The organism is Subtercola sp. Z020, from assembly GCF_002931235.1.
Classification (GTDB): domain Bacteria; phylum Actinomycetota; class Actinomycetes; order Actinomycetales; family Microbacteriaceae; genus Subtercola.
Genome location: NZ_PSTT01000042.1, coordinates 139,257 through 161,638, shown reverse-complemented (window position 1 = coordinate 161,638; position 22,382 = coordinate 139,257). Strand labels below are relative to the sequence as shown.

Annotated in this window: 24 protein-coding genes and 1 pseudogene; 5 read left to right on the top strand and 20 right to left on the bottom strand. The window is 67.1% G+C overall.

Going from position 1 to position 22,382, the window contains the following annotated elements:
* Positions 1 to 80: 80 nt before the first annotated feature.
* The gene (locus tag C5B96_RS06275; RefSeq protein WP_104244014.1) at positions 81 to 527 is read right to left on the bottom strand and encodes a hypothetical protein; all 447 of its coding nucleotides are present in this window, start codon (positions 525 to 527) and stop codon (positions 81 to 83) included.
* Between the two features lie 504 nt (positions 528 to 1,031).
* On the opposite strand from C5B96_RS06275, the gene C5B96_RS18100 reads away from it, so the two are divergent.
* The 3 genes from C5B96_RS18100 to C5B96_RS06260 all read left to right on the top strand — a co-directional run bounded on the left by C5B96_RS18100 (position 1,032) and on the right by C5B96_RS06260 (position 2,238).
* Complete coding sequence (locus tag C5B96_RS18100; protein ID WP_369826447.1) at positions 1,032 to 1,160, top strand: recombinase family protein; 129 nt, start codon at positions 1,032 to 1,034, stop codon at positions 1,158 to 1,160.
* Positions 1,161 to 1,311: 151 nt separating this feature from the next.
* Positions 1,312 to 1,794: a MarR family winged helix-turn-helix transcriptional regulator gene (locus C5B96_RS06265; RefSeq protein ID WP_104244012.1), complete on the top strand. Its 483-nt coding sequence runs from the start codon at positions 1,312 to 1,314 to the stop codon at positions 1,792 to 1,794.
* 24 nt (positions 1,795 to 1,818) lie between these two features.
* Entirely contained in the window at positions 1,819 to 2,238 is a 420-nt protein-coding gene (locus C5B96_RS06260; RefSeq protein ID WP_104244010.1) for a nitroreductase family deazaflavin-dependent oxidoreductase, read from the top strand.
* A gap of 80 nt (positions 2,239 to 2,318) precedes the next feature.
* Here the strand turns inward: C5B96_RS06260 and C5B96_RS06255 are convergent, their stop codons facing one another.
* Positions 2,319 to 2,663 (bottom strand): MerR family transcriptional regulator, encoded by a 345-nt coding sequence (locus tag C5B96_RS06255; protein WP_104244008.1) that lies wholly within the window; start codon positions 2,661 to 2,663, stop codon positions 2,319 to 2,321.
* 44 nt (positions 2,664 to 2,707) lie between these two features.
* Between C5B96_RS06255 and C5B96_RS18095 the strand changes: the two are divergent.
* Positions 2,708 to 3,478, top strand: a pseudogene (locus C5B96_RS18095) (SDR family NAD(P)-dependent oxidoreductase); the annotation flags it as partial.
* Positions 3,479 to 3,546: 68 nt separating this feature from the next.
* On the opposite strand, the gene C5B96_RS06245 reads toward C5B96_RS18095, so the two are convergent.
* The 4 genes from C5B96_RS06245 to C5B96_RS06230 all read right to left on the bottom strand — a co-directional run bounded on the left by C5B96_RS06245 (position 3,547) and on the right by C5B96_RS06230 (position 6,927).
* Positions 3,547 to 4,722 carry an MFS transporter gene (locus tag C5B96_RS06245; RefSeq protein ID WP_233189034.1) on the bottom strand — a complete coding sequence of 392 codons (1,176 nt, stop codon included), beginning with the start codon at positions 4,720 to 4,722 and terminating at the stop codon, positions 3,547 to 3,549.
* Positions 4,723 to 4,745: 23 nt separating this feature from the next.
* Positions 4,746 to 5,342, bottom strand: coding sequence for a cyclophilin-like fold protein (locus tag C5B96_RS06240; RefSeq protein ID WP_104244004.1), 597 nt, complete (start codon positions 5,340 to 5,342; stop codon positions 4,746 to 4,748).
* 9 nt (positions 5,343 to 5,351) lie between these two features.
* Positions 5,352 to 5,753, bottom strand: coding sequence for a cupin domain-containing protein (locus tag C5B96_RS06235; protein ID WP_104244002.1), 402 nt, complete (start codon positions 5,751 to 5,753; stop codon positions 5,352 to 5,354).
* A 148-nt stretch (positions 5,754 to 5,901) separates the two neighbouring features.
* Positions 5,902 to 6,927 (bottom strand): zinc-dependent alcohol dehydrogenase family protein, encoded by a 1,026-nt coding sequence (locus C5B96_RS06230; RefSeq protein ID WP_104244000.1) that lies wholly within the window; start codon positions 6,925 to 6,927, stop codon positions 5,902 to 5,904.
* 124 nt (positions 6,928 to 7,051) lie between these two features.
* Between C5B96_RS06230 and C5B96_RS06225 the strand changes: the two genes are divergently transcribed.
* A complete protein-coding gene (locus C5B96_RS06225; RefSeq protein ID WP_104243998.1) occupies positions 7,052 to 7,924 on the top strand; it encodes a helix-turn-helix domain-containing protein in 873 nt (290 codons plus the stop codon).
* Between the two features lie 69 nt (positions 7,925 to 7,993).
* On the opposite strand, the gene C5B96_RS06220 is transcribed toward C5B96_RS06225, so the two are convergent.
* The 14 genes from C5B96_RS06220 to C5B96_RS06155 all read right to left on the bottom strand — a co-directional run bounded on the left by C5B96_RS06220 (position 7,994) and on the right by C5B96_RS06155 (position 22,322).
* Positions 7,994 to 8,476 (bottom strand): hypothetical protein, encoded by a 483-nt coding sequence (locus tag C5B96_RS06220; RefSeq protein ID WP_158507130.1) that lies wholly within the window; start codon positions 8,474 to 8,476, stop codon positions 7,994 to 7,996.
* A gap of 148 nt (positions 8,477 to 8,624) precedes the next feature.
* A complete protein-coding gene (locus tag C5B96_RS06215) occupies positions 8,625 to 9,767 on the bottom strand; it encodes an alcohol dehydrogenase catalytic domain-containing protein (RefSeq protein ID WP_104243994.1) in 1,143 nt (380 codons plus the stop codon).
* The gene (locus C5B96_RS06210; RefSeq protein WP_158507129.1) at positions 9,764 to 10,642 is read right to left on the bottom strand and encodes an oxaloacetate decarboxylase; all 879 of its coding nucleotides are present in this window, start codon (positions 10,640 to 10,642) and stop codon (positions 9,764 to 9,766) included. Before C5B96_RS06210 ends, C5B96_RS06215 begins: the two co-directional genes overlap by 4 nt.
* Entirely contained in the window at positions 10,639 to 12,066 is a 1,428-nt protein-coding gene (leuC, locus tag C5B96_RS06205) for a 3-isopropylmalate dehydratase large subunit (RefSeq protein WP_104243990.1), read from the bottom strand. Before leuC ends, C5B96_RS06210 begins: the two co-directional genes overlap by 4 nt.
* The gene (locus C5B96_RS06200; RefSeq protein WP_104243988.1) at positions 12,063 to 12,698 is read right to left on the bottom strand and encodes an isochorismatase family protein; all 636 of its coding nucleotides are present in this window, start codon (positions 12,696 to 12,698) and stop codon (positions 12,063 to 12,065) included. Before C5B96_RS06200 ends, leuC begins: the two co-directional genes overlap by 4 nt.
* Positions 12,695 to 13,294 carry a 3-isopropylmalate dehydratase small subunit gene (gene leuD / locus C5B96_RS06195; protein ID WP_104243986.1) on the bottom strand — a complete coding sequence of 200 codons (600 nt, stop codon included), beginning with the start codon at positions 13,292 to 13,294 and terminating at the stop codon, positions 12,695 to 12,697. Before leuD ends, C5B96_RS06200 begins: the two co-directional genes overlap by 4 nt.
* Before the next feature lie 4 nt (positions 13,295 to 13,298).
* Positions 13,299 to 14,531: an NAD(P)/FAD-dependent oxidoreductase gene (locus C5B96_RS06190; RefSeq protein ID WP_104243984.1), complete on the bottom strand. Its 1,233-nt coding sequence runs from the start codon at positions 14,529 to 14,531 to the stop codon at positions 13,299 to 13,301.
* A gap of 52 nt (positions 14,532 to 14,583) precedes the next feature.
* Positions 14,584 to 15,333, bottom strand: a complete 750-nt coding sequence (locus C5B96_RS06185) for an arylmalonate decarboxylase (protein WP_104243982.1) — start codon at positions 15,331 to 15,333, stop codon at positions 14,584 to 14,586.
* Positions 15,330 to 16,406, bottom strand: coding sequence for a zinc-binding dehydrogenase (locus tag C5B96_RS06180; RefSeq protein WP_158507128.1), 1,077 nt, complete (start codon positions 16,404 to 16,406; stop codon positions 15,330 to 15,332). Before C5B96_RS06180 ends, C5B96_RS06185 begins: the two co-directional genes overlap by 4 nt.
* A complete protein-coding gene (locus C5B96_RS06175; RefSeq protein WP_158507127.1) occupies positions 16,403 to 17,893 on the bottom strand; it encodes an aldehyde dehydrogenase in 1,491 nt (496 codons plus the stop codon). Before C5B96_RS06175 ends, C5B96_RS06180 begins: the two co-directional genes overlap by 4 nt.
* Positions 17,894 to 17,942: 49 nt before the next feature.
* Entirely contained in the window at positions 17,943 to 18,767 is an 825-nt protein-coding gene (locus C5B96_RS06170; protein WP_104243976.1) for an IclR family transcriptional regulator, read from the bottom strand.
* Positions 18,764 to 20,287, bottom strand: a complete 1,524-nt coding sequence (locus tag C5B96_RS17085) for a sugar ABC transporter ATP-binding protein (protein ID WP_158507126.1) — start codon at positions 20,285 to 20,287, stop codon at positions 18,764 to 18,766. The genes C5B96_RS06170 and C5B96_RS17085 overlap by 4 nt, the downstream gene beginning before the upstream one ends.
* Complete coding sequence (locus tag C5B96_RS06160) at positions 20,284 to 21,285, bottom strand: ABC transporter permease (protein ID WP_104243974.1); 1,002 nt, start codon at positions 21,283 to 21,285, stop codon at positions 20,284 to 20,286. The genes C5B96_RS17085 and C5B96_RS06160 overlap by 4 nt, the downstream gene beginning before the upstream one ends.
* Entirely contained in the window at positions 21,282 to 22,322 is a 1,041-nt protein-coding gene (locus tag C5B96_RS06155) for a sugar ABC transporter substrate-binding protein (RefSeq protein WP_158507125.1), read from the bottom strand. The genes C5B96_RS06160 and C5B96_RS06155 overlap by 4 nt, the downstream gene beginning before the upstream one ends.
* Between the last annotated feature and the right edge of the window lie 60 nt (positions 22,323 to 22,382).

Below are 22,382 nucleotides of genomic sequence, written 5' to 3'. Positions count from 1 at the left end.
GCTGACCGTTTTTGTTAGAGGGGCCGAATAGGCGGACGGTTTGCAGGGCGAAGTTGGGATCGAACTGAACGCGGGGGCTCTCAATGAGTGATCTGTTTTGGCTTAGGAGTTGAACGCTCGGCTTTCGACTGCTGTATGAAATGAGTTGATGACGACAGCCAAACAAGTATTAGGAAGACGGCAGCAGCGAGCGGGACGAGCAACAGGGCGTCGAATCGCGGAGTCCAGATGAATTCGACAAGTTGTGATGCGCCCACGATTGTCAGCAGGATGCGGGCGCGGTTACTGCCCTGCCGCAGCCGAAACGCGAGCAGCATGAGCACTCCGGCGATGATAAGTACGAGTGCGTTACCGCCGATCGTGACTCCAAGAGAAAAGTTAGCCGGCAGTATCTGCAGGTGGCCGTAACTCATGAATGTCCGTGCCTCGGTGGGGTCGGAGAATGCGGCCCAGATGAAAGTCAGCAACAGAATGGCCAGATTCACGATTGTCGTTGCTGCCGAGGCGACCACGATCCAGAACGCCACGCCTATTGTCCAGGGCCGGGCCCGGCCCAACCCGAACTCGCCTCCTTCTTGCTCGCGTGGGCGTTGACCCGCACGTACTGATCGACTGTCTGGTTGCGGTACTTGGTTCTCTTCTCATTCCCTCACGCGCTCAGGCTACGTGCGCGCTGCGTCATCCGACGGTAGGGCTCGCTAACAACGATTCTGATGCGTTTGCCGGACCGCTACCGAGCCGATACCTGCGAGTACCCAGGAGCCAATTGGTCCAGCTATCGGCCCAGTGGTGCATTAGCCAGCGCCCGAGGCGTAGTCGACGCATCTGCCCACCTGAAGACCAAAAGAAAGAAGACGTGTGACGAGAGCTGTCACCACGGCGGCCACAACCCCCGCCCACCTCATAGCTCAAGGATGAGGTTGTTCGTCGCCTTGGCGAAGGACGAACACGGGCAAACCACCTCGTGAGGGAGAAACTGAGCGACGCACGCGACAGTTGACGGACGAATTGCGGAGGCGCATTGTGCGGGCATGACTGAACTACTGATCGGGTACGCCCGAGTATCAACAAATGAGCAAGACCTCACCGCGCAGCAGAACGCGCTTGAGCGGATCCCTCAGCGGGCACTTCGTCTTAAGTTGTCACGCGAGTGCCCGTAAGACCACCGTCTTACGGGCACCCCGTATCCGAGCGGAATGTAGATCCCCGATAGGCACAGGTCTCTGGGCAAATAAGTTCAGCGACTGCCCAGATCGCAGTATTCGGCAGTGTGGTGTCGTATTGACAACTAGTTACCGTATCCTGTGAGCCATGCAAGTTCCGCAACTTCGAGGTCGCTCTTCTCCGTTCGAGGATGTGATCCTCAGCGTCTTTCAGCTCAGCAATCTGCTGTCGGCCTCGGGTGACGGCCTGGTGGCCGACCTCGGACTGACGTCAGCGCGGTGGCAGGTCCTCGGGGCCATTGGCGTGGGGCCATCACGCCCGGTAGCTTGGCTCGCTCGCGACCTGGGAGTGTCTCGTCAAAATGTCCAGCGCATCGTCAATGATCTCCAACGTGACGGCCTGGTTTCCCTAGAACCAAATCCGCATCACAAACGCGCCCAGCTCGTGGAGATCACTTCCACGGGCCGGGACGCCCTGGACTCGGCGACTCGGCGGGCGAAGCCATGGGCCGAGCACGCAGCAGCCGGCATAGACCCGGATGACATCGAGACCACTCAACGGGTACTCCACGCGATTGGCGACGCCATCTTGATCTACGACAAACGATCTTCCCAGGAGGAAAACGAATGAAGAACCGCCCCGATCTCCCCCCCCATGCTCAAGTACGGCAACTTCGCAGTGAAACTGCTCAACGGAATCGGGATCCCCGCCGGGCCTCCGCGCATCCTGACGGTCCGGGGACGAGTCAGCGGCCAGCGACGTTCAACGCCCGTCTCCATCGTCAATCTAAATGGCTCCCGGTATCTCGTCGCCGGTCAACGCATGGAATGGGTGAAGAACGTCCGCGCAGCGGGTAAAGGCGAAATCAAAAAGGGTCGAAAACCAGAAGAGGTCACCTTCGTCGAGCTCCCGGAGAACGAGCGCGGCCAAATCCTCCGGGCATACTGGCATCAGCACAGTCAAGGCCGGAAGGTAGCCGCCCGAATCTTCGAAGCGGGCGAGAACGCGGGCCCGGACGATTTCGAAGCCGCCGCACCCCGATGCGTGGTGTTCAAGATCGAAACGGATCACTGAGCCCTGGTAGCCGTCGATCCAGATCGGTCTGCTTCACGCCAATCCTCTGCCTAAATAGGAAGAGTCATCCCGCGTATTTCTTAGTGCCCCCATTGCTCCAAGAAGGCGACGATCTTTCGGTGCGTATTGGTGAATCGCTCAATCCGCTCGGCCAGTTCCGATTCCACATCTTTGAGTTGCTCTGCAAGTGCTTCGTGAGAAGAATCGGGGGCGTCGCCGGTGCAGGCGAGCACTGATTGCACGACCTCACGCGAAAAGCCCAGGCCGAAAAGCAGGTGGATAGTCTCGGCGCGCGACACCGTCGAGTCGTCGTACTCGCGGTAACCGTTTGACTCGCGTTGAACGGCGAGGAGGCCTCGCTGGTCGTAGTAGCGCAGCGACCTGGCACTCACGCCGCTACGGCGACTGAGTTCGCCGATTTTCATCGTGTGATTGACCTTGACATGGTGTCAGAGTTTACCCTTCAAGAATGGACCATCCGACACGCACACGCTTGACCAACCCGCTGAGCAAGCTGACCAGCCTCGCTGGCCGCCGCGCGATCGTTACAGGCGGCGCGAGCGGACTAGGCCTGGTAACCACCCGAACCCTCGCGCTCCTCGGCGCCGACGTCGTCATCGGAGCCCGCGACACCCGCAAGGCGGAGGCTGTGCGTGATCGCCTCGCGGCAGAACACGGCCTTGCGGCCGGGAGGATCACCGTCGCACCCCTGGACCTGATCGACCCCGATTCTGTGTACCGGTTCGCTTCAATCACCGGCAAAGCACCCCTGGATCTGCTCGTGCTCAACGCCGGGATCAGCAGTGTTCCGCTTCTCCACGACCACGCTGGCATCGAGAGTCAGTTCGCAACGAACCACTTGGGACACTTCGCCCTCACCGCACATCTGCTCCCCGCTCTCGAGCAGAGCGCACGCGCCCGAGTCGTCACCGTGTCATCCGCCCTCTACTCAGGCGCGACTCTCGATCTCGACGACCTCACCAGTAGTGGCGACTACTCACCCGGTCGCGCCTACAGTCGCTCCAAGCTTGCGAACGTCCTCTTCGCCGTCGAGCTGAACCGTCGCCTCCTCGCCGCTAGAAGCCCAGTCCGCAGCTTCGCCGCACACCCCGGCATGGCACGCACGCCCCTGCACGCGACGTACCCCTCTGCCGCGACCCGCGTCTTGACCCGTGTCGTGGCTGGCGTCATCGGGCGGGAACCGGAGCCGGCCGACATCGGCGTACTGATTGCAGCACTCCATCCCGACGCCCAGCCAGAACTCTTCGAGGGTTCGACTCCTGTGACACATCTCGTGGAACTCGACCTTCATGAGGCGGTGCCGGTGAATGCCGCGCGCCGCCCGACCAGGGTGAGGGCCAGCGCGAGGAGGCCGAGCACAGCCATTGCGCCGGGCAGGATGAGACCGTCGGCTGCGGCGAGCAGAAGAGCGCCGAGGATGCCGGCGCCGAAGATGGCGACGTTGAAAGCGACGGGGAGGAAGGAGTTGGCGATGTCGGCGTTCTCTCCGCCGGCGCGGGTGAGGGCATTCTGCAGCTGGGGTGAGACCCCGCCGAAGCTGACGCCCCAGAGCGCTGCCGCTATGAGCATCGCTGGGGTCGAGGCGCGCCCGACCAGCAGCACCGCTCCCGCAGCGGCAAATGTTGCGGCAGACAGATGCAGGAGTGCGCGGGGGTGCCGGTCGAGGAAGACGCCGGTCAGGGCGACGCCGCCGAGGGAGGCGATGCCGTAGACGAGCAGCATGAGGTCAGGGGTGACACCGGTACCGGTGGCGCGGAGGTAGGGGGCGATGTAGGTGTAGATGGTGCTGTGGGCGAGCATCCAGACGACGATGACGATCAGGATGATCGGCACCCCGTGGAGTCGGAGCACCCTCTGGAGTGGCTGGCGGGTTGTTGGGGGCAGGCCGAGCGCGTCGGGTACGCGTGTGAGGATGAGGAGTGCGACCAGTGCGCCGAGGAGGCTGAGGCCGGCGAACGACCAGCGCCAGCCCGTGAGGCCGCCGATGAAGGCGCCGAGGGGGGTGCCGAACGCGAAGCCGAGCGGGGCGCCGATCGACATGATCGAGAGGGCGACTCCCGAGCGGTTCGATGGGCTGATTCGGATGGCGTAGGCCGCAAGCATTCCCCAGGTGATGCCCGAGAACGAGCCCGCGACGAAGCGTGAGACCAGGGCGACGGCGATATCGGGGGAGATCGCCGTGACGGCGTTCGCAGCGATGAGACCGGTGATGCCTGTCAGGAGGAGCGGCTTCCGTCGGAATCGCCGGGTGAGGGCGATCGCGGGAACGGTGACGATCACGGTGCCGAGGGCGTAGGCGCTGACGAACAGGCCGACGGTTCCTTCCGTTGTGGCCATGCCGGTGGCGATGTCGGGGAGGAGCCCGGCGGGCATGGTCTCCATGGCGACGAGGATGAACCCGATCAGTGCAAGAGAGACGAGCGCGAGCACGGGCAGGCGGCGTCCGTCCGTGGCATCGGTCACGGGAATGCTCGCGGTGGCGGCGCTCACTCGGCACCGTTCGCTGGGGCGGCCCCGGTGGCTGCAGACGGCGTGATGGTGCCGGTGAACGCGGGTGCGTCTCGGACGGTGTCGACGTCATCGAATGTGCCGATCGGAATGATGCCGTCATAGTAGCTGACGGCGTCGTAGTAGAGCACGAGGGCTTGATCGGGTGCGTAGTATCCGATCGTCCCGGGTTCCGCGCTGCCCCCGGGCGGCATCCCTTCGAGTGACAGGGCGGTGGGGATGCGCGCGATCTTTTCCTGGCTGCCGTAATCGGTGAATGCGAGCTCGAGGGGCAGCTGCGTCAGCAGCGATGCGGATGCTGCGTTGTTCTGCAGGGCTCCTGCGACGGGCTGGCCGTTCACGGTGATGGTGATGCTGACTGGGGTGGACACGGGGTGCTCCGTTGGTGGGGTGATCAGTGTGGGGTTCGACGGCGCTGTTGGGCTCACTGCTTCGAGTACCGGAGGCGTCCGGGTCTCTGACGCAGGTGTCGCGTCGGGGGCCTCAGAGCCGGGCACGCATCCGGTCAGCGCCAGCAGGCCGACGACGATCGCGGTGATGGCGGTGTGGGTGCGAAGGGTCGAAGACCAGATCATGTGGGGGCCTCAGTTGCCGTCATATTCGTCGTCGGTGATGTGTTCGGCCCAGGTGGTGGTTTTCGCTGGGTCTTCACCGTTCTGCAGCATGGCAAGGTGTTCCATGTACACGCCGGGGGCTGCGGCGTGCCAGTGTTCCTCACCCGGCGGGTTGTAGAGCGTCTGCCCGGGGTGCACTTCGATAATTCCGCCGTCGCGGGTGCCGAACCGGCCGATGCCCTGGGTGACGCGGAGGTACTGGCCGTGTTCGTGCGAGTGCCACGCTGTGCGGGCGCCCGGCGCGAAGCGCACGGTCGCGACGACCATCGTCTGGTCGGCCTCGTGCGGTACGGCGATCGGGTCGAGCCATACGTCGCCGGCGAACTGGGCGGCGGGGTTCTTGGTTGTCGGGGTGGCGGGTTCGATGTTCACGGGAGCGGTCAGTTCTTTTCTTCGAAGTGGGCGTGCGGAGAGTTCAGGGCGGTTCCAGACGTCGGCGAAGAGCACGTCGTCGGTGAGTTCCGCGAGCTTTGGGGGGTTCGCTTTCTTCTCGGTAGGTGAGGGTGAGCGGGTGCCGCCGTCAGAAGGTGAGGAGCACCTTGGTGGCTCGGCGTTCATCCATGGCTTTGTATCCGTCGGCGGCCTCTTCTACCGGGAGGGTGAGGTCGAAGACCTGGCCGGGGTCGATGGTGCGGTCCCAGATCAGTTGGATCAGTGCGGGGAGGTACTGGCGTACCGGTGCGGGGCCGCCGTGGAGGTGCACGCTGGTGAAGAACAGGTCGAGACCGTTGAGTTCGACTCCGTGCGAGACGCCGACATAGCCGACGTATCCACCGGGCCGGGTGGTGTGGATGGCCTGCCACATCGATTCCTGGGTGCCGACTGCCTCGACGGTTCCGTGGGCGCCGTATCCGCCGGTGAGCTCTTTCACCTTCGCGGCCCCGTCGTCGCCGCGTTCTTCGATGATGTCGGTCGCGCCGAATGCTCGGGCGAGGGCTTGTCGTTCCGGGTGGCGGCTGAAAACGATGATCCGTTCCGCGCCGAGATGCTTCGCAGCGAGAACCGCCGACAGCCCGACTGCGCCGTCACCGACGACGGCGATGGTCTTCCCGTGCCCGGCCTGAGCTGCGACAGCGCCGTACCAGCCGGTTCCGAGAACGTCGGAGGCGGCCATCAGGGAGGGGATGAGGTCGGGGTCGGGCTGCCCCGGAGTCGTGACGAGGGTACCGTCGGCGAGCGGGATGCGGGCGAACTCGGCCTGGGTGCCGACCGAGCCCATCATGACGTTGTGGATGCAGCGCGACTGGTAGCCGGCCCGGCAGATCTCGCAGGTGTTGTCGGAGGCGACGAACGACCCCACAACGAAGTCGCCGATCTGTACATTCTTGACGTCTGAGCCGACCTTCTCGACAGTTCCGATGTATTCGTGACCCATCGCCTGCGGTGTTGCGGAGAGCGGCTCGGCGCCGCGGTAGGGCCACAGGTCTGATCCGCAGATGCACGTCGCGGCGAGCCGGATGATCGCATCCGTCTGCTCGACGATCTCTGGCATGTCACGCTCCTCGACCCGCACATCGCCGGGTCCGTACATCATCACTGCACGCATCGTGCGCTCCTTCGTTTCAGGTGTGGTTCCAGTACAGTCGCGCGGGGCGGGGAGAGGGAGTCCCCACCGAGACGTGTACCAGCAGGGCACCCCACAGCGGGGCCTCTGGTCGTACTGTCGACCCATGGACAACGAATCCGAGGTACGCGAGTTCCTGATGTCGCGCCGGGCGCGGATCACGCCAGAGCAGGCAGGACTCCCTGCCGGGCCCAACCGGCGCGTCGCGGGGCTTCGAAGGAGCGAGGTTGCGACCCTCGCCGGCGTGAGTGTGGAGTACTACGCCAAGCTCGAACGCGGCGCGATCGCCGGCGCCTCATCATCCGTACTCGACGCCGTCTCCCGTGCGCTGCAGCTCGATGACACCGAGCGCACGCATCTGTTCGATCTCGCGCGGGCGGCTGACGGTGTTCCCCTCTCCGGGCGACCCCGCCGCCGCGCGAGCAAGACGGCAGCGAACCGGCCGAGCCTGCAGTGGGTGCTGGCCACGATCACCGGGGGTATCGCTGTCGTCACCAATCAGCACCAGGACGTGCTGGCCACCAACGAGCTGGGCCGTGCGTTCTACGCACCGATCATCGGTGACGGTGGCCGCACCCCGAACCTTGCCCGGTTCCAGTTCCTCGACCCCGCCTCCCGCGACTTCTACCCCGACTGGGACAGGTTCGCTGAGATGTGTGTCGCGATCATGCGTGCCCGGGCCGGTCACGACCCGGGCAACAGACAACTCCAGGACCTGGTCGGTGAGCTCTCCACCCAGAGCGACACCTTCCGTACCCTCTGGGGCGCCCACAACGTGCGCACCCACGGCACCGGCACAAAACGGTTCAATCACCCGGTCGTCGGTGAACTGGTGTTGGCCTACGAGGAACTCGCCATCACCGCCGAGCCCGGCCTCGTTCTGATGGTCTACACCGCCGAGCCCGGGTCTGCCAGCGCCGAACGGCTGCAACTGCTCGCGAGCTGGACAGCGGCCACGGTGACGGTCACGGCGGAATAGCCCGAACAGCCTGGTCTGTGTCTTCGCTGACTCAGAGCAGCACGTCGCCTCGAAAGAACTGACTCCTCTTCACCTTCGGGATCGGTGCGCCTTCGGTCGGCCGGCGAGGGACCTCTGTGCGTTCACGGAGGCGAAGAGCCAGCCGAGCACAGACGGAAGAACGAACAACGGTGCCAGGGTGAGGTACGAGAGAGCAGACGCACTCGCATCCCCGCTCGGTGGGGATCCGTTGGAGAATGCCGAAACGGTGGCGATCAATCCCAGGATCACCGAAGCCACGATGCCGATTGCCAACCCCAGAACGCCGAACCCGACACTCACGGCGGCCCGGGAACGACCCCGCAGTACGCGGAGGAGCCGCGTACCGGCCGGGAGCCACAACAGGGAAGCGATCACGAGAGCTGCCGCCGCCCAGCCACAGATCAGACCGATGACTGACGACGACGACATGTCCCAGTCGTAACCGATGACTGAGCTGTGGCCGATCAGCTCGAGAACGAGAAGGAACGGCCACACCACAATCCCCCACGCAAGGTGTCGAGACATCTGCATGAGGAAAGCTTCCCCTCTCGAGGTGTCTGTTCAGTGAACACGGCGCAAAGCCACTGCGGAAGCGCGATCCGACATCACCCGCTGGTGAACCAGAGGAGGAATCGGGTGTGTTCGTCGCCTGACAGGACTGCAGGTGCAGAAAGGCAGATCAGGCGAAGGTGATGATCTGCCGGATCGCCTCGCCGCGGGCGAGCGCATCCATGCCCTCGTTGATGTCGCCGAGCGCGATGTGGGAGCTGATCAGCCGCTCGACCGGAAGACGCCCGGCGCGCCAGAGGTCGGCGAAGAGCGGGATGTCCCGGCTCGGCACAGCCGAGCCGAGATAGCTGCCGATGATCGAACGACCCTCAGCGACGAGCGCGGTGGGTGAGAAGCTGACCCGCGCGTCGGGGGAGGGCAGCCCGACGGTGACGGTGCGGCCGCCGGCGTCGGTGAACGACAACGCTGCCTCGAGTGCGCGGGCGCTGCCGGCGGCCTCGATGACGGAGGTCGCCCTGATGCCGGCAGCCGACGCATCCGCCGGCGTGTAGGCGGCCGCGGCGCCGAGCTCGAGCGCGACGTCGAGCTTCGCCTGCAGGGCATCCACGGCGACGACTCTGACATCGTCGAGCGCGAGCGCGGTGATGAGGGCGGCCATACCCACTCCGCCGAGGCCGACCACGAGGACCGTCTCGCCGGGCTTCGGGCGGGCGGCGTTGATGACGGCCCCGCCGCCGGTGAGTACTGCACAGCCGAGAACGGCGGCGACTTCTGCCGGTACGTCGTCGCCGATCGAGACGATCGAGTGCGTCGAGACGACCGCGTGGGTGGCGAACGCCGACACGCCGAGGTGGTGGTGCACGGGCTCGCCGTCGCGCTCGAGTCGGCGGCCCCCGCCGATCAGTGTTCCCGCTCCGTTCGACGCCGAACCGTTGATGCAGGGCCGGATGCCGTCGGTCGCACACCCGGCGCACGCCCCACACCGGGGGAGGAATGTCATGACGACCCGGTCTCCCACGCGGTGGTCTGCGACATCCGGACCCACCTCTTCGATGGTGCCGGCCGCTTCGTGGCCGAGCAGCATCGGCACCGGCCGGGAACGGTTGCCGTCGACGACCGAGAGATCGGAATGGCAGAGCCCGGCGGCCTCGATGCGTACGAGCACCTCGCCGGCGCGGGGAGGCGCGAGCTGCAGCTCGGAGATCGTGAGTGGGCGGGAGCCGGAGTAGGGCCCGGGTCGACCGATCTCTTCGAGCACAGCGCCGGTGATGGTGAGGCTGCCGGATGCGTGGTGATCGGTGCTGGCGTTCATTCCACAACCATCGCAGATGCCCGGTCGCCGATCGAGAGGTAGTCGTCGAGACCGACCAGTTCGTTGAGTTCGTCGAGCCCGTGCATCCGTTCGCGCCAGGGTTTCGAATCGCCGCTTGTGCGGAGGTCGGCGAGGAAGCCCTCGATCGCCAGCGACGCCACGCGCAGCGGGGTGGTCGGGAAGATCACGAGCTGAAAGCCGAGGGCGTGGAATTCGTCGGCTGTCAGCAGCGGGGTCACCCCACCCTCGCTCATGTTGGCCATCAGGGGGCCGTCGAGAGTACTGCCGATACGGGTGAGATCGTCGACAGAGGAGGGCGCGTCGATGAAGACCACGTCGGCGCCCGCGTCGCGGAACCGGGCGGCCCGCGACAGCGCTTCGTCGAGGCCACGCGGGGCGAGCGAATCGGTACGTGCGATGATGACCGTGTCGGGGTTGCGGCGTGCCTCGACGGCGGTGGCGACCTTGCGCACGGCCTCGTCGGCGTCGATGACCTCCTTGCCGACCATGTGCCCGCACTTCTTCGGCCAGACCTGGTCTTCGAGCTGAATGGCGGCGGCACCCGCCGCCTCGAGGAGCCGCACGTTCGCCCAGACACTGGTCGCGTCGCCGTACCCGGTGTCGGCGTCGACGATGAGCGGCAGGTCGGTGACGCGAGCGACGGCTGTGAGTGCATCGAGCGCTTCCCGGGCACCGAGCAGGCCGATGTCGGGCAGACCATAGCGCCAGGCGGCGATGGCGTAGCCGCTGAGGTAGGCGGCGCCGAAACCGGCCTGCTCGATGGCACGAGCCTCGAGCGGCGTGCCTGCTCCGGGAACAACCAGAGGGGTGGAGGTGTCGGCGAGCAGGGCCCGCAGGGTGGTGGCGTGTGTCATGACCATCGGCTTTCGGTTCGGGATCGTTCCGGCAGGTCTGCCGGGGAGGTGAGTCGGCCGGTGACGGCAGTGGCGGCGGCGACGGCGGGGGAGACGAGGTGGGTGCGTGCCCCGGGGCCCTGTCTGCCCTCGAAGTTGCGGTTGGATGTCGAGGCGGTGCGTTCCCGCGGGCCGACGACGTCGGGGTTCATGCCGAGGCACATCGAGCAGCCCGCTCCCCGCCACTGGGCGCCCGCCGCGAGGAACACGTCGTCGAGGTGCTCGTCTTCGGCCTGCTGCTTGACCCGCATCGACCCGGGCACCACGAGAAGACGGAGGCCGTCGGCGATCGACCTGCCACGAAGCACGTCGGCCGCGATCCGCAGGTCTTCGATACGGCTGTTGGTGCACGAACCGATGAACACCGTGTCGACGGCGATGTCGCGCATGCGGGTGTTCGGTTCGAGGCCCATGTAGGCCAGAGCGCGTGCCGCGGCCTCGCGCTCTTCGGGGTCGCCGATCTCTGCCGGGTCCGGCACACTGTCGTCGAGCGGCACGCCCTGGCCGGGGTTCGTTCCCCAGGTCACGAAGGGCGACAGGGTCGAGGCGTCGATCGTGACCTCCCGGTCGAAGACCGCTCCCTCATCGGAGGCCAGCTGGCGCCATCCGTCGACGGCCGCTTCCCAGTCCTCGCCCGTCGGGGCGTAGGGCCGGCCGCGCAGGTAGTCGAAGGTCGTCTCGTCGGGAGCGACGAGACCGGCCCTGGCACCCCACTCGATCGACATGTTGCAGAGCGACATGCGGGCCTCGATCGACAGCGCGCGGATCGCCTCGCCGCGGTACTCCACGATGTGGCCCTGCCCGCCGCCGGTGCCGACCTGCGCGATGAGTGCGAGGGCCAGGTCTTTGCTCGCGACTCCCTCAGGCAGTCGGCCGGTCACGGTGACGGCCATGGTCTTCGGTTTTGTCTGCGGCAGTGTCTGGGTGGCCAGAACGTGCTCGACCTCGCTGGTGCCGATGCCGAAGGCGAGCGCTCCGAGGGCGCCGTGCGTGCTGGTGTGGCTGTCGCCGCAGACGATCGTCATGCCCGGTTGGGTGAGGCCCGTCTCGGGCCCGATGATGTGCACGATGCCCTGGCCCGCTTCGCCGAGGCGTTTCAGTTCGATGCCGAACTCCTCACAGTTGCGACGGAGCGTCTCGACCTGCAAGCGGCTCACGGGGTCGTTCAGCAGCAGGGTGTCGGTCGGCACGTTGTGGTCTTCGGTCGCCATCGTCAGCTCGGGTCGTCGCACCGGCCTGCCGGTGTCCCGCAGCCCGTCGAACGCCTGCGGGCTCGACACCTCGTGCACGAAGTGCAGGTCGATGTAGAGCAGGTCGGGTTTGCCGGGCCGCTCGATGGCCTGGTTCTGCCAGATCTTCTGGATGATCGTGCGCGGGCCGGTCACTTCGACACCGACCCGAGATAGCCGAGCACGTCCCGCTCAGAGACGACCTCGCCGTACTTGGCCTGGATGTCGTAGAGGTTCGCCTCGTGCGGACCGTCGGCCCTGTCGCCCACCGCATCGCGCACCACGAGGGGCACGAACCCGTGTTGCAGCGCATCCACTGCGGTCGCACGCACGCAGCCACTCGTCGAGACACCGGTGATGATGAGAGTGTCGACCCCGTTGGCCTGCAGCGTCGAGGCGAGCGACGTGCCGAAGAAAGCGCTCGCGTACTGCTTGACCAGCACCGGCTCGCCTGGATCGGGCCGTACCTGCGGCATGATCTCGCCCGCCGGAGTGTCGCCGACGAAGGAGGCCAGCGCGCCGACCTTGCGGAAGAACTGGCCGCCGTCGATGCCGCCGGCCGCGAACGAGACCTTCGTGTGGACGATGAGTACGCCGGCCTCCCGCGCGGCGGCCAGCACGCGGCCTGCGCTCCCGAGGCAGTCGTCGAGCCCCATGTAGAGCTGCTGGCCCGGTTCGAAGTACGCGCGCACGAAGTCGACGAAGACGACGGCGGGCTTTCGGCCCGGTCGGAGATGACCGCCGAAGCCGGCCTCCTCGTCGCTCATCACGGTGTCACGACCGGTCATCGTCTGCTCCCCACTCTCGGTTTCAGCGGTGACCGCTGCTGCTCGAAGACGGCGATGTCGCCCTCGGACTCGAGCGTGATGGCGATGTCGTCGAGCCCGTTGAGCAGGCGCCACCGGGTGTACTCGTCGAGGGTGAACGGCTCGGTGAAGTCGTTGCCGGCCTCGACGACGTTGCGCTCGAGGTCGACCGTCAGGCTGCTGCCCGGGGACGCATCGAGCAGTTCCCAGAGCCGCAGCACGAGCGGCTCAGCGAGCTCGACGGCCACCAGCCCCGACTTGCCGGCGTTGGTGCGGAAGATGTCGCCGAACCGCGGAGCGATCACCGCTCGGAAGCCATAGTCCTGCAGGGCCCACACCGCGACCTCCCGCGACGAGCCCGTGCCGAAGTCGGGGCCGGTCACGAGAACGGATGCCCCGGCGAAGGCGGCGTCGTTCAACACGAAGTCGGGGCTCTGTCGCCACGCGGCGAACAGGGCATCTTCGTACCCCGACCGCGTCACGCGCTTGAGGTACTTCGAGGGAAGGATCTGGTCGGTGTCGACATTGCTCAGCCGGAGCGGAACGCCCACGCCGGTGTGCACGGTGAACGGCTGCATCGGTTCAGTCCTTCAGGCTCGCGAGCATCGAGGAGGTGAGGAGGAAGTCGCGCCGGGCATCGTCGTCTTCTCCCAGCGCCTGCCAACTGGCCCGCTGCGCCGCTCGGCGCTCCTCGTCGGTGTCACGGAGCGCCGACCAGTTGCCCTCGGTCTCTTTGCCGACGAAGTCGAGCGCCACCGCGCGACGCTTCTCGGCCCACGCCTCGAGTTCTGCATCGACATCCACACCACCCGAACCGCGCACCAGCAATTCGGCGAGCAGGTAGCCGTCGTGCACGCCGCTGTTCATGCCCATGCCGCCCATCGGGTTGTTCACATGGGCCGCGTCGCCGACGAGGTAGACGTTGCCCACGCGGAGTGTCTCGGCCACCTTGCGGTGCACCTCGTACAGCGTCGCCCAGTCGATGGCGGCGTCAGCCTCGTCGTCGGTGCGACCGGGGAGCACCCGGGCGAACTGGCGCCGCACGTTCTCGGGCGACAGCAGATGCTCGGGAGTCTCCTCATCGAAGGGCGCCGGGAAGAGGATGCGCCATCCGCTCGGGTTCCGCATCAGGACGTGCCAGTCGACCGGGTCGGCGACATAGTTGACGCTGGCGATGTCGGGCAGCAGCTCGTGAAGAGGAGCCGAGGTCGAGATGACGAGGAACCGTTCGGGATAGGTGTGCCCGCTGAATCCCACGTCGAGTGCCTGCCTGATCGTGCTCTTCATACCGTCGGCCCCGATGACATGGCTGGCTCGGAGAGTGCCGGTTCGAGGACCGGATGCGACCTCGACCTCGACATGGTTCGCGCGGCGCCGGATGCCGGTGACCTTCGACTGCGTGTTCAGTTCGGCGAGGGGGTGGGCCTCGAGCGCCGCGTTCGCCATGGTCGTCATCACGCTCTGCTCGACCTGGAGACGGAACGGGTACCGGGTGTCCTCCTTCAGGATCTCGAATTCGAGGTCGACGATCTTGCCGAGCTTGGCGTCGCGGAACTGGTACGACGGGGCGATGATGCCCTTCTCGATCAGCGGCTCAGCCAGGCCGAGTTCGTCGAGCATTTCCAGGGTCGGCGGGTGGAAGGTGGTGGCCCGGTGTTCCAGGCTCGTGGCGTCGCGGCCTTCGAGCAGAATGACGCGGAGCCCGCCGTGTGCGAGTTTCAGGGCCGTCGTGGTTCCCACCGGGCCCCCACCCACGACGATCACATCGGCATCGAGGGGCGCTTCGGATTCGGTGGCGGGAGTGGGCTCGGTCATGTCGATCTCTTTCTCGAAGAAGTGCGGCGGAAGGCGTGAGGGCGGAGCCCGGTCAGTGGTCGCGCAGAAGTGAGCCGGCGGCGCCCCAGGTGTCGGTGAAGCCGGCGCTTCGGAGCGTGTGCCAGATGGTGGCAGCGTTGATGGCGATCACCGGTTTGCCGAGCCAGTGCTCCGCCTGGTCGGCGAGGCGCACCATGGAGAGGTTCGTGCCCACCTGCACGATGGCTTCGACGTCGGGGGAGTCGATCTCACGCAGGGTTCTGATGACCTGCTCCTCAGTGACCTCGGCGATCGCCGTCGCGCTCGGCACCCGCAGGCCGGTCACCTTCAGCACGTCGAACCCGGCCTCGGTGAAGTACCGGTTCACGTTCACATCGGCCACCGGCTGGTAGGGCGAGAAGACGGCGATCTTCTTCACGTCGAACGCTTCGAGGGCAGCCCGGCAGGCAGAGGCGCCGGTCGTGACCTGCAACCCGTCGACCATCGCCTCGACCCGCTTGATGAAGGAGGCATTGCCCTCCACACCTCCCCAGAAGGTCTCCGCCGACATGCCCATCATGATGAGGTCGGGTTTGGCCGTCATCACGTCGCGGAGCGCCACCTTCATCGAGGCGCGGATCTGCTCGATCAGGTTCACGAACGTCTCGTCGCTGTTCATGGCCGGGTTGTCGATGTACATGCGCCCGGTGTGGAACGTCACGCCGTGCGGTGCGAGCATCGCCGTGTCGTGTTCGACGACGGTGTTCGTCGACGGTACGACGACACCCACCTTCGCCCGGTAGCCGGTGATGTCGTGGGTCATGGGGTGTTCCCTTCGGTGGAGCGTTCGGGTGTCGGTTCGGCGAGCAGAACGGCCCGCATCACCTCACGCGCCGGGTCGGTGACCGCGGCGAAGGCTTCGGATGCCGCGTCCAGCGCGAACTCGTGCGACACCGTGATGAGCGGGGTGACGAGTCCGCGGGCGACCAGGTCGATCGCGGCGGGATACTGACCCACTCCCGCTCGCACGCCCAACACGGAGAGCTCCTTCAACAGGATCTCGGCGCTGGTGAAATCGGCGGGGGCTCTCCCGACCAGTCCGATGGTCGACCCCGGAGTGGCCAGGGTACGCGCGAGCTGCACGCCCGGGGCGGTGGCGGAGGTCTCGACGATCAGCACGGGTGCGGAGTCGGGGGTGACCTGGCCCGGTTCGGCGACCGAGAGGCCCGCCGAGGCGGCAACGATCCGGCGGTAGGCCTGGGGTTCGTGCACGGTGACCGCCCAGCCGAACACCCCGAGCGTCTGGCCGAGCAGCACCCCGAGCGGGCCGCCGCCGATCACATGGGCGATCCGTGCCGGAGGCGAGAACGCGCCGACGCGATCGAGCAGGTGCAGTGCCACCGCGATCGGTTCGAGCACGGTGGCCGCGACATCCGAGACCCCGTCGGCGACGGGCACCAGGTTGCCCACTGGCACGGTCAGGTAATCGGCCATGGTGCCGGTCGCGGTCATGCCGAGGTAGCCGCCGCCCGAGCAGACCTGCGGCAGTCCGGCACGGCAGGAGCCGCACACGCCGCACCGCACGGTCGGATCGATGGTCACGCGATCGCCGACGGTGACAGCGGGAGTCACGTCGTCGGCCGTGCCGTGCTCGGCGTCGGCATCGGCGCCGAGCGCGTCGACGATGCCGACCGCGTCGTGGCCGAGGGTCATCGGCAGCCGGTCGGAGCGGCCGAGGTAGCCGTGCACGTCGGTGCCGCAGATTCCGACCGCGCGGATGCGCACGCGCGCTTCGCCCGGGCCGGGCTCGGGTACTTCGCGCTCGACGACGTCGAGCGACCGCTCGGCGACCAGCTCGACGACCCGCCCGCCCGCGCGGGGAGCGGCGGCACTCACGCCGGCACCGGGTAGGCGTTGCCGAGGGCCGTGCCCTGCCGAACGGCGTTCGGGTAGTTGATGGAGTGCGACTGCAGGTACTCGCCGAGCCCGAGGGGCCCGAACTCGCGGCCGTGGCCGCTGAGGCCCCGCCCGCCGAACGCGGCGCGGAGCGATGTGCCGGCGCGGTTCGCGCAGTTCAGAAAGGTGAAGCCGACATCGAGCCGCCGTGCCACGGCCGCAGCATGCTCGTCGTCGGTCGACCAGACCGACGACGCCAGCGACTGTTCGACGCTGTTCGCCCGCCGAACGACTTCGTCTTCGCTCTGGTAGGTGAGCACGGGAACGACGGGCCCGAACTGTTCGTCGCTGACCAGCGGATGCTCGTCGGTCAGGCCTGTCACGAGGGTCGGCCGCACCCAGTACCCGTCGGCGTCCTCGTCGGCGACCTCCCAGCTGCCCACCTCGTGGAGGGTCCCGCCGGCGGCCTCGGCCGACCGGATCAGGTCGTTCAGCCGGCTCTGGTGTTCGCGGCTGACCACCGGGCCCATTGTCGAGGTGGGGTCGAGCGGGTTCCGCACGTGCAGCACCTTCTCGGCGGCCGCGAGGAACCCGGCGACGAACTCGTCGTGGCGATCTACGGGGACGAAGATGCGCTTGATGGCCATGCAGACCTGGCCGCTGGTCAGGAACGCGCCGAAGACGGCCCGGGTGTACATCGCCTCTGTGTACTCGGCGTCAGGCAGGAAGATGGCTGCGTCGTTGCCGCCCAGCTCCATGACCGTGGGTGTCACCCGGCGGGCCGCGGTCGCGGCGATCGAGCGGGCCGTGGCCAGCCCGCCGGTGAAGGTGATCTTCGCGATGCGGGGGTCTGCGACGAGGGTCTCACCGACCTCCATTCCGCCGTTGACGATGTTCAGCACGCCGTCGGGCAACTGGCTCGCGACCTCGGAGAGGAACTGCGTCACAGCGAGTGGAGCCAGCGGCGACGGCTTCAGCACCATCGTGTTGCCCGTCATCAGGGCGGGCACCACCTTCAGTGCGGCGAGGATGACCGGGGCGTTCCACGGGGTGATCGCGGCGATGACACCGAACGGCTCCTGCACGGTGACGAGTCGGCCCTCTGCGTCTTCGACCACGACATCGGCGCTCAGCCTCTCGGCCACCGGAGCGGCGTAGGCCGCAAAGGCCGCGGCGAAACCGAGCTCGCCGAGCGCATCCACAGCGACCTTGCCGAGTTCCCGGGCGAGCATCTCCGCGCGGTCGGGATTGGTGGCGGATGCCCGGCTGATCGCCTCGCGAACCAGGCCGGTGCGCACCTCGACGCCGAGCTCCGCCCACGCGGGGAAGGCCAGCTGGGCGGCATCGATGGCCAGGGTCGTGAGAGCAGCGTCGCCCGCGGCGACCGACCCGACGATCTCGGCGGGGCGCGAGGGGTTCTCCCGTTCGATCACGGAGACGCCGGCGTGCGCACGGCCGCCGATGAACAGAGGGAAGGGTTCAGACACGGTGGATTCTCGATTCTTCAGCAGTCGGCGGGGTGTCGGGAGGCGGGTTCTAGAACTCGCCCTGGGCGGCGATGCTGTTGATCTCGTCTGCGCCGCGGCGCACCGCAGCAACGATCTCGCGCCGTTTGTCGTCGTCGAGCCGGTAGAGGGGCCCGGCCACGCTGAGCGCGGCGACGACGGTGCGGTTCACGCGGATGGCGGCGGCGGTACCCCAGATCTCGTCTTCGATCTGCCCGAAGCTCTGCGTGTACCCTTCGGCGGCGATCTGGGCGAGCTCGGCGTCGGTCGGCAGCTTGGGGCTCTCTTCGATGTTCCAGACCGACTTGTAGTAGTCGGCACGCTCGCGGGGAGTGAGGGAGGCGAGCAGCACCCGTGCCGCGGCTCCCTGGTGCAGGGGCATGAGGATTCCCCGTTCGAAGCGCAGCCGGACGGGGCTCCGCGACTCCTCGAGGTCGACGGCTACGACGGCGTGCCCGAGCCGGCGCACGATGAGCGCCGTCTCGCCGGTCTCCCGTGCGAGGCGTTCGAGCACCGGGCGAGAGACCTCGCTGAGCCCGGCCGAGCCCGCTCGCGCTGCGCGGGCGAGGCCGACGGCACGAAGCGACACCCGATAGCCCCCGAACTCGGCTTCTTCGAGCAACCCGAATTCGCGGAGCTGCCCGACGTACCGGTAGGCGGAACTCACCGGGACGCCGAGGAACGTGGCGAGCTCCTGCACGGTCTGCGTGTGGTTCTCCTCGGTGAACGACAGCAGCACAGAGAGCACCTTGCGGGAGCTCTCCGATCCGAGGCCCGCGCTCGCCTTGACCCGCACGCTCTCGGCGCCCGGTGCTGCCGGGCGCTTCGCGGTCGTCTGTTCGCTCGGTGTGGTCATGCCGACTCCTTCAGTGCAGTCTGCGAGATCGATGGGACCCCGCTCGTCATCGCGGCCAGAACGGCCGGTTCGGTGATGGCCGATCCTACGAGTTCGTCGGCCACCGATCCGCGGTCGAGCACGAGAATGCGGTCGGCCAGCTCGATGAGCTCGGGCAGGTCGGTCGACACGACCAGAACGGCGTTCCCCTCGGCTGCCAGTTCGCGAACGCGCTGGTGGATCTCGGCGCGAGCGCCGACATCCACCCCCGCCGTCGGATCGTGGAGCAGCAGCACCCGCGCATCCGTCGCCATCCAGCGCGCGAAGATCGCCTTCTGCTGGTTGCCGCCGGAGAGAGAGGAGAGAGCCATGCCGAGAGGAGCGGCGAGATGCACGCGTTCGGCCAGCTTCGCCACCCGGCTCTGTTCTCGCCGAGCGACGGGCACGCCCGCCACCGAAACGTCGAGCAGACTCGCGACCGAGATATTGGAGCGCACATCGTGGCTCGGCAGGGTGGCGAGGCTCCGGTCGCCCGGAACGTAGGCGATCCCCGCCTTCACGGCGTGCAGCCGATCGCCCGAGCGGAGCGGGGCGTCCTCGACGACGACGGTTCCGGAGCGGCGGGCATCGATGCCCGCCACGGCCCACATGAGTTCATCGACACCCGACCCTGCGAGCCCGGCGACACCGACGATCTCACCGGCACAGACGTTGACAGAGACACCCTGCAGTGGCCCGGCCACCAGGTCTGTGACGACGAGGATGTCGCGCGACCCGGCCGCGACGGCCTCCCTCGCAGGAGCCACCCGGTGCGAGACGTGATCGACCGGGGTCACGAGTTCGACGAGTCGGGGTCGGGTGATCTCGGTTCGCGCGAGGTCGGCGATGACCCGGGCATCCCGAACGCCGGTGACGGAGTCGGCGATGGCCTCGATGTCGTCGAACCGATGCGAGACGTAGAGAAAACTGACGCCCGTCTCGGCAAGGGTGCGCACCATAGAGAGGATCGCCGTCGCTTCGTGCGGCGCCAGGGCCGCGGTCGGCTCGTCGAGGATGACGAGGCGCGCGTCGGAGACGAGCGCTCGAGCGACCATCACGAGGCGCCTCTCGACGGCAGAGAGCGTGTGGATGGGGGCGGAGGGGTCGATGCCGGCGCCGAGCCGGCCCAGGGCGCGCTCGGCGCTCTGGCGGGAACGGGACTCGGAGACCATTCCGCGGCGGCGCGGCTCCCGGCCGAGCACGATGTTGCCCGCGACGCTCAGGTGCGGAGCCAACTGCATCTCCTGCGGCACCAGCGCGATGCCGGCATCCAGAGCGTCTTCGGGCGCCCGGAAGCGCACGGCCACGTCGTCGATCAGCAGTTCGCCGTCGTCGACGGTGTGGATGCCGGCGAGCATCTGCATGAGCGTGGACTTGCCGGCGCCGTTCGGGCCGACGACACCGCGTACCTCGCCGGGTTCGAGGGCGAGGTCGGCGTCGCCGATCGCCGTGACGAGGTTGAATCTCTTGGTGAGGCCTTCGGCCCGCAGCCAGGCGGTCACCGGGTGCCCCGCCGCCGGTTCAGGGCCAGAATCGCAATCAGCAGGATGAGCCCCTGCAGGAGTTGGGCGAGCCAGCTCGGCTGGTTCAGCATCGTGACGCCTGTGCTCACAACGGCCAGGAACAGGGCCCCGAGAACCGCGCCGCCCACGTTGAAGCGCCAGCCCCGGCCGAGCGACAGGCTGAGGTACGCCGCAGCGAACGCCGGCAGCAGCAGGCTGGAGCCGGGGTCGGGGTAGTACTGGCCCGACTGCGACGTCAGCAGGATGCCGGCGAAACCGGCGCAGGCACCGACGAGCATGAAGCTCAGCAGCTGGGTGCGTTTCACGTTGACGCCGGCGATGCGAGCTGCCACCGGATTGTCGCCGATGGCGGAGGCGTGCCGACCGAAGACGGTCGACCGCAGCAGGAAGCCGACGGCGACCAGCAGCACGGCGACCACGATGATGACGATCGGAAAGCCGCCGACCGAGGCGCTGGTGATGTTGATGTAGTCCGGATCGATACCGCTGAAGATCGTCTGGTTCGAGATCGCCAGCATGACGCCCTGGATCGTGGCTCCCGTTGCGAGAGTGCCGATGAAGGAGGGCAGCCGCGTGTAGGCGACGAGGATGCCGTTGACGGCGCCGAGCAGGGTGCCGAGGGCGATGCCGATCAGCACGGCGAGCCCCCACGGCATCTGCCAGAGAACCATCGACTGCACGGCCAGCGCACCGGACGCCCCGGCGATGAAGCCGAACGAGAGATCGAACTCCCGCAGCGACAGAACGACGCAGATCCCGCCGACGAGCACGAGCAGGGGCAGGTTCTGCTGAACGATCGCGATGAAGTTCGTGGCGGTCGGAAAGACCGCGGGCTTCAGAACCGAGAACAGCACGATCGTGAAGATGAACACGGCAGGCAGGGTGAACCGTTCGACGGTGCCACCGGCCGTGCGTCGCCGGGCGGCGGGTGCGGCCGCCGGCGCCGGTGCCGGAGTTCCGGCGGCCGCGACGCTCATATCTTGTACTCGGTCTTCCACTTGTCGAGGAAGGGTTTGGCGAAGTCCGCTTCGGGGTAGACCTCTGTGCCGTCGGCGGGGGCTGTCGTCTTGTCGACGATCGTGTATTCGAAGGCGTCTTCTGTCGGTGTCGTCTTCGGGATCGCCGTTCCGTTCACCCAGTAGTCGAGCAGCGCGTCGACGGCGATGAAGCCGGACTTCGCTCCGTCGGAGGTGACAAGGGTGACCTCGCCGGTGCGCACGAAGGCGAGCGATCCCGGGATGGCGCCGAAGCTGTAGATGGGCACGTCGCGCCCGGTCTGCGTCAGGGCAGGAACGGCGCTCTGTGCTCCGATGTCGAGGGTGGTGAAGAGCGCTGCAAGATCGGGATTCGCGTTCAGCACGTCGACCGCGGCGCTGGTCGTACCGCCGAAGATGTCGGTGACCGGCACATCGACTCGCTCGAGCGGCGTGAACTTGTAGGTGCCCGCCTCGGACTTCAGCGTGTCGACCTCCTGGTCGATGCCGTAGTAGCCGGCGACGGCGAGGGGCGCGACCGTTCCGCCGTTCGGCAGGTCTTCGCCCATGCGCTTGAGCAGCATCGTGGTCTGCTCGGCCTGGTCGGGGGCGTATTCGGCGGTCAGGTCGTCGGTCGGTGTGCCCTGGTAGCCGACGCTGATGACGGGGATGCCTGCCGCCTTTGCCGCTTTCAACTGCGGAGCGATCAGGCCGGTGGCCACGTACACCGTCAGGATGGCGTCGACCTTCTGCGTGATGAGCGACTGCATTGTCGACGCCATCGCTTTGGGGTCTCCGTTCGAATCGGTGACGACGGTCTTCCAACCGACGGCATCGGCTGCGGCCTGGATGGCGGAGAGCGTCTGCTTCTCTCCGTCACCGGAGGCCTGGGACTGCCACACGCCGATCGTCTTGACGGGAAGGCCGGAGGCGCTGGTGGCCTCGGGGGCGGAGGCGGTGCTGCAGCCACTCAGAACGAGTGCCGCAGCGACGATGACGGAGGCGATTGCTCCGATGCGTCTCTGGGGGCCGAGTTTCATGACGTACTCCATCTGTGAGGTGGAACTGTTCGGGAACATGATCGGAACTGCTCTGTTTGA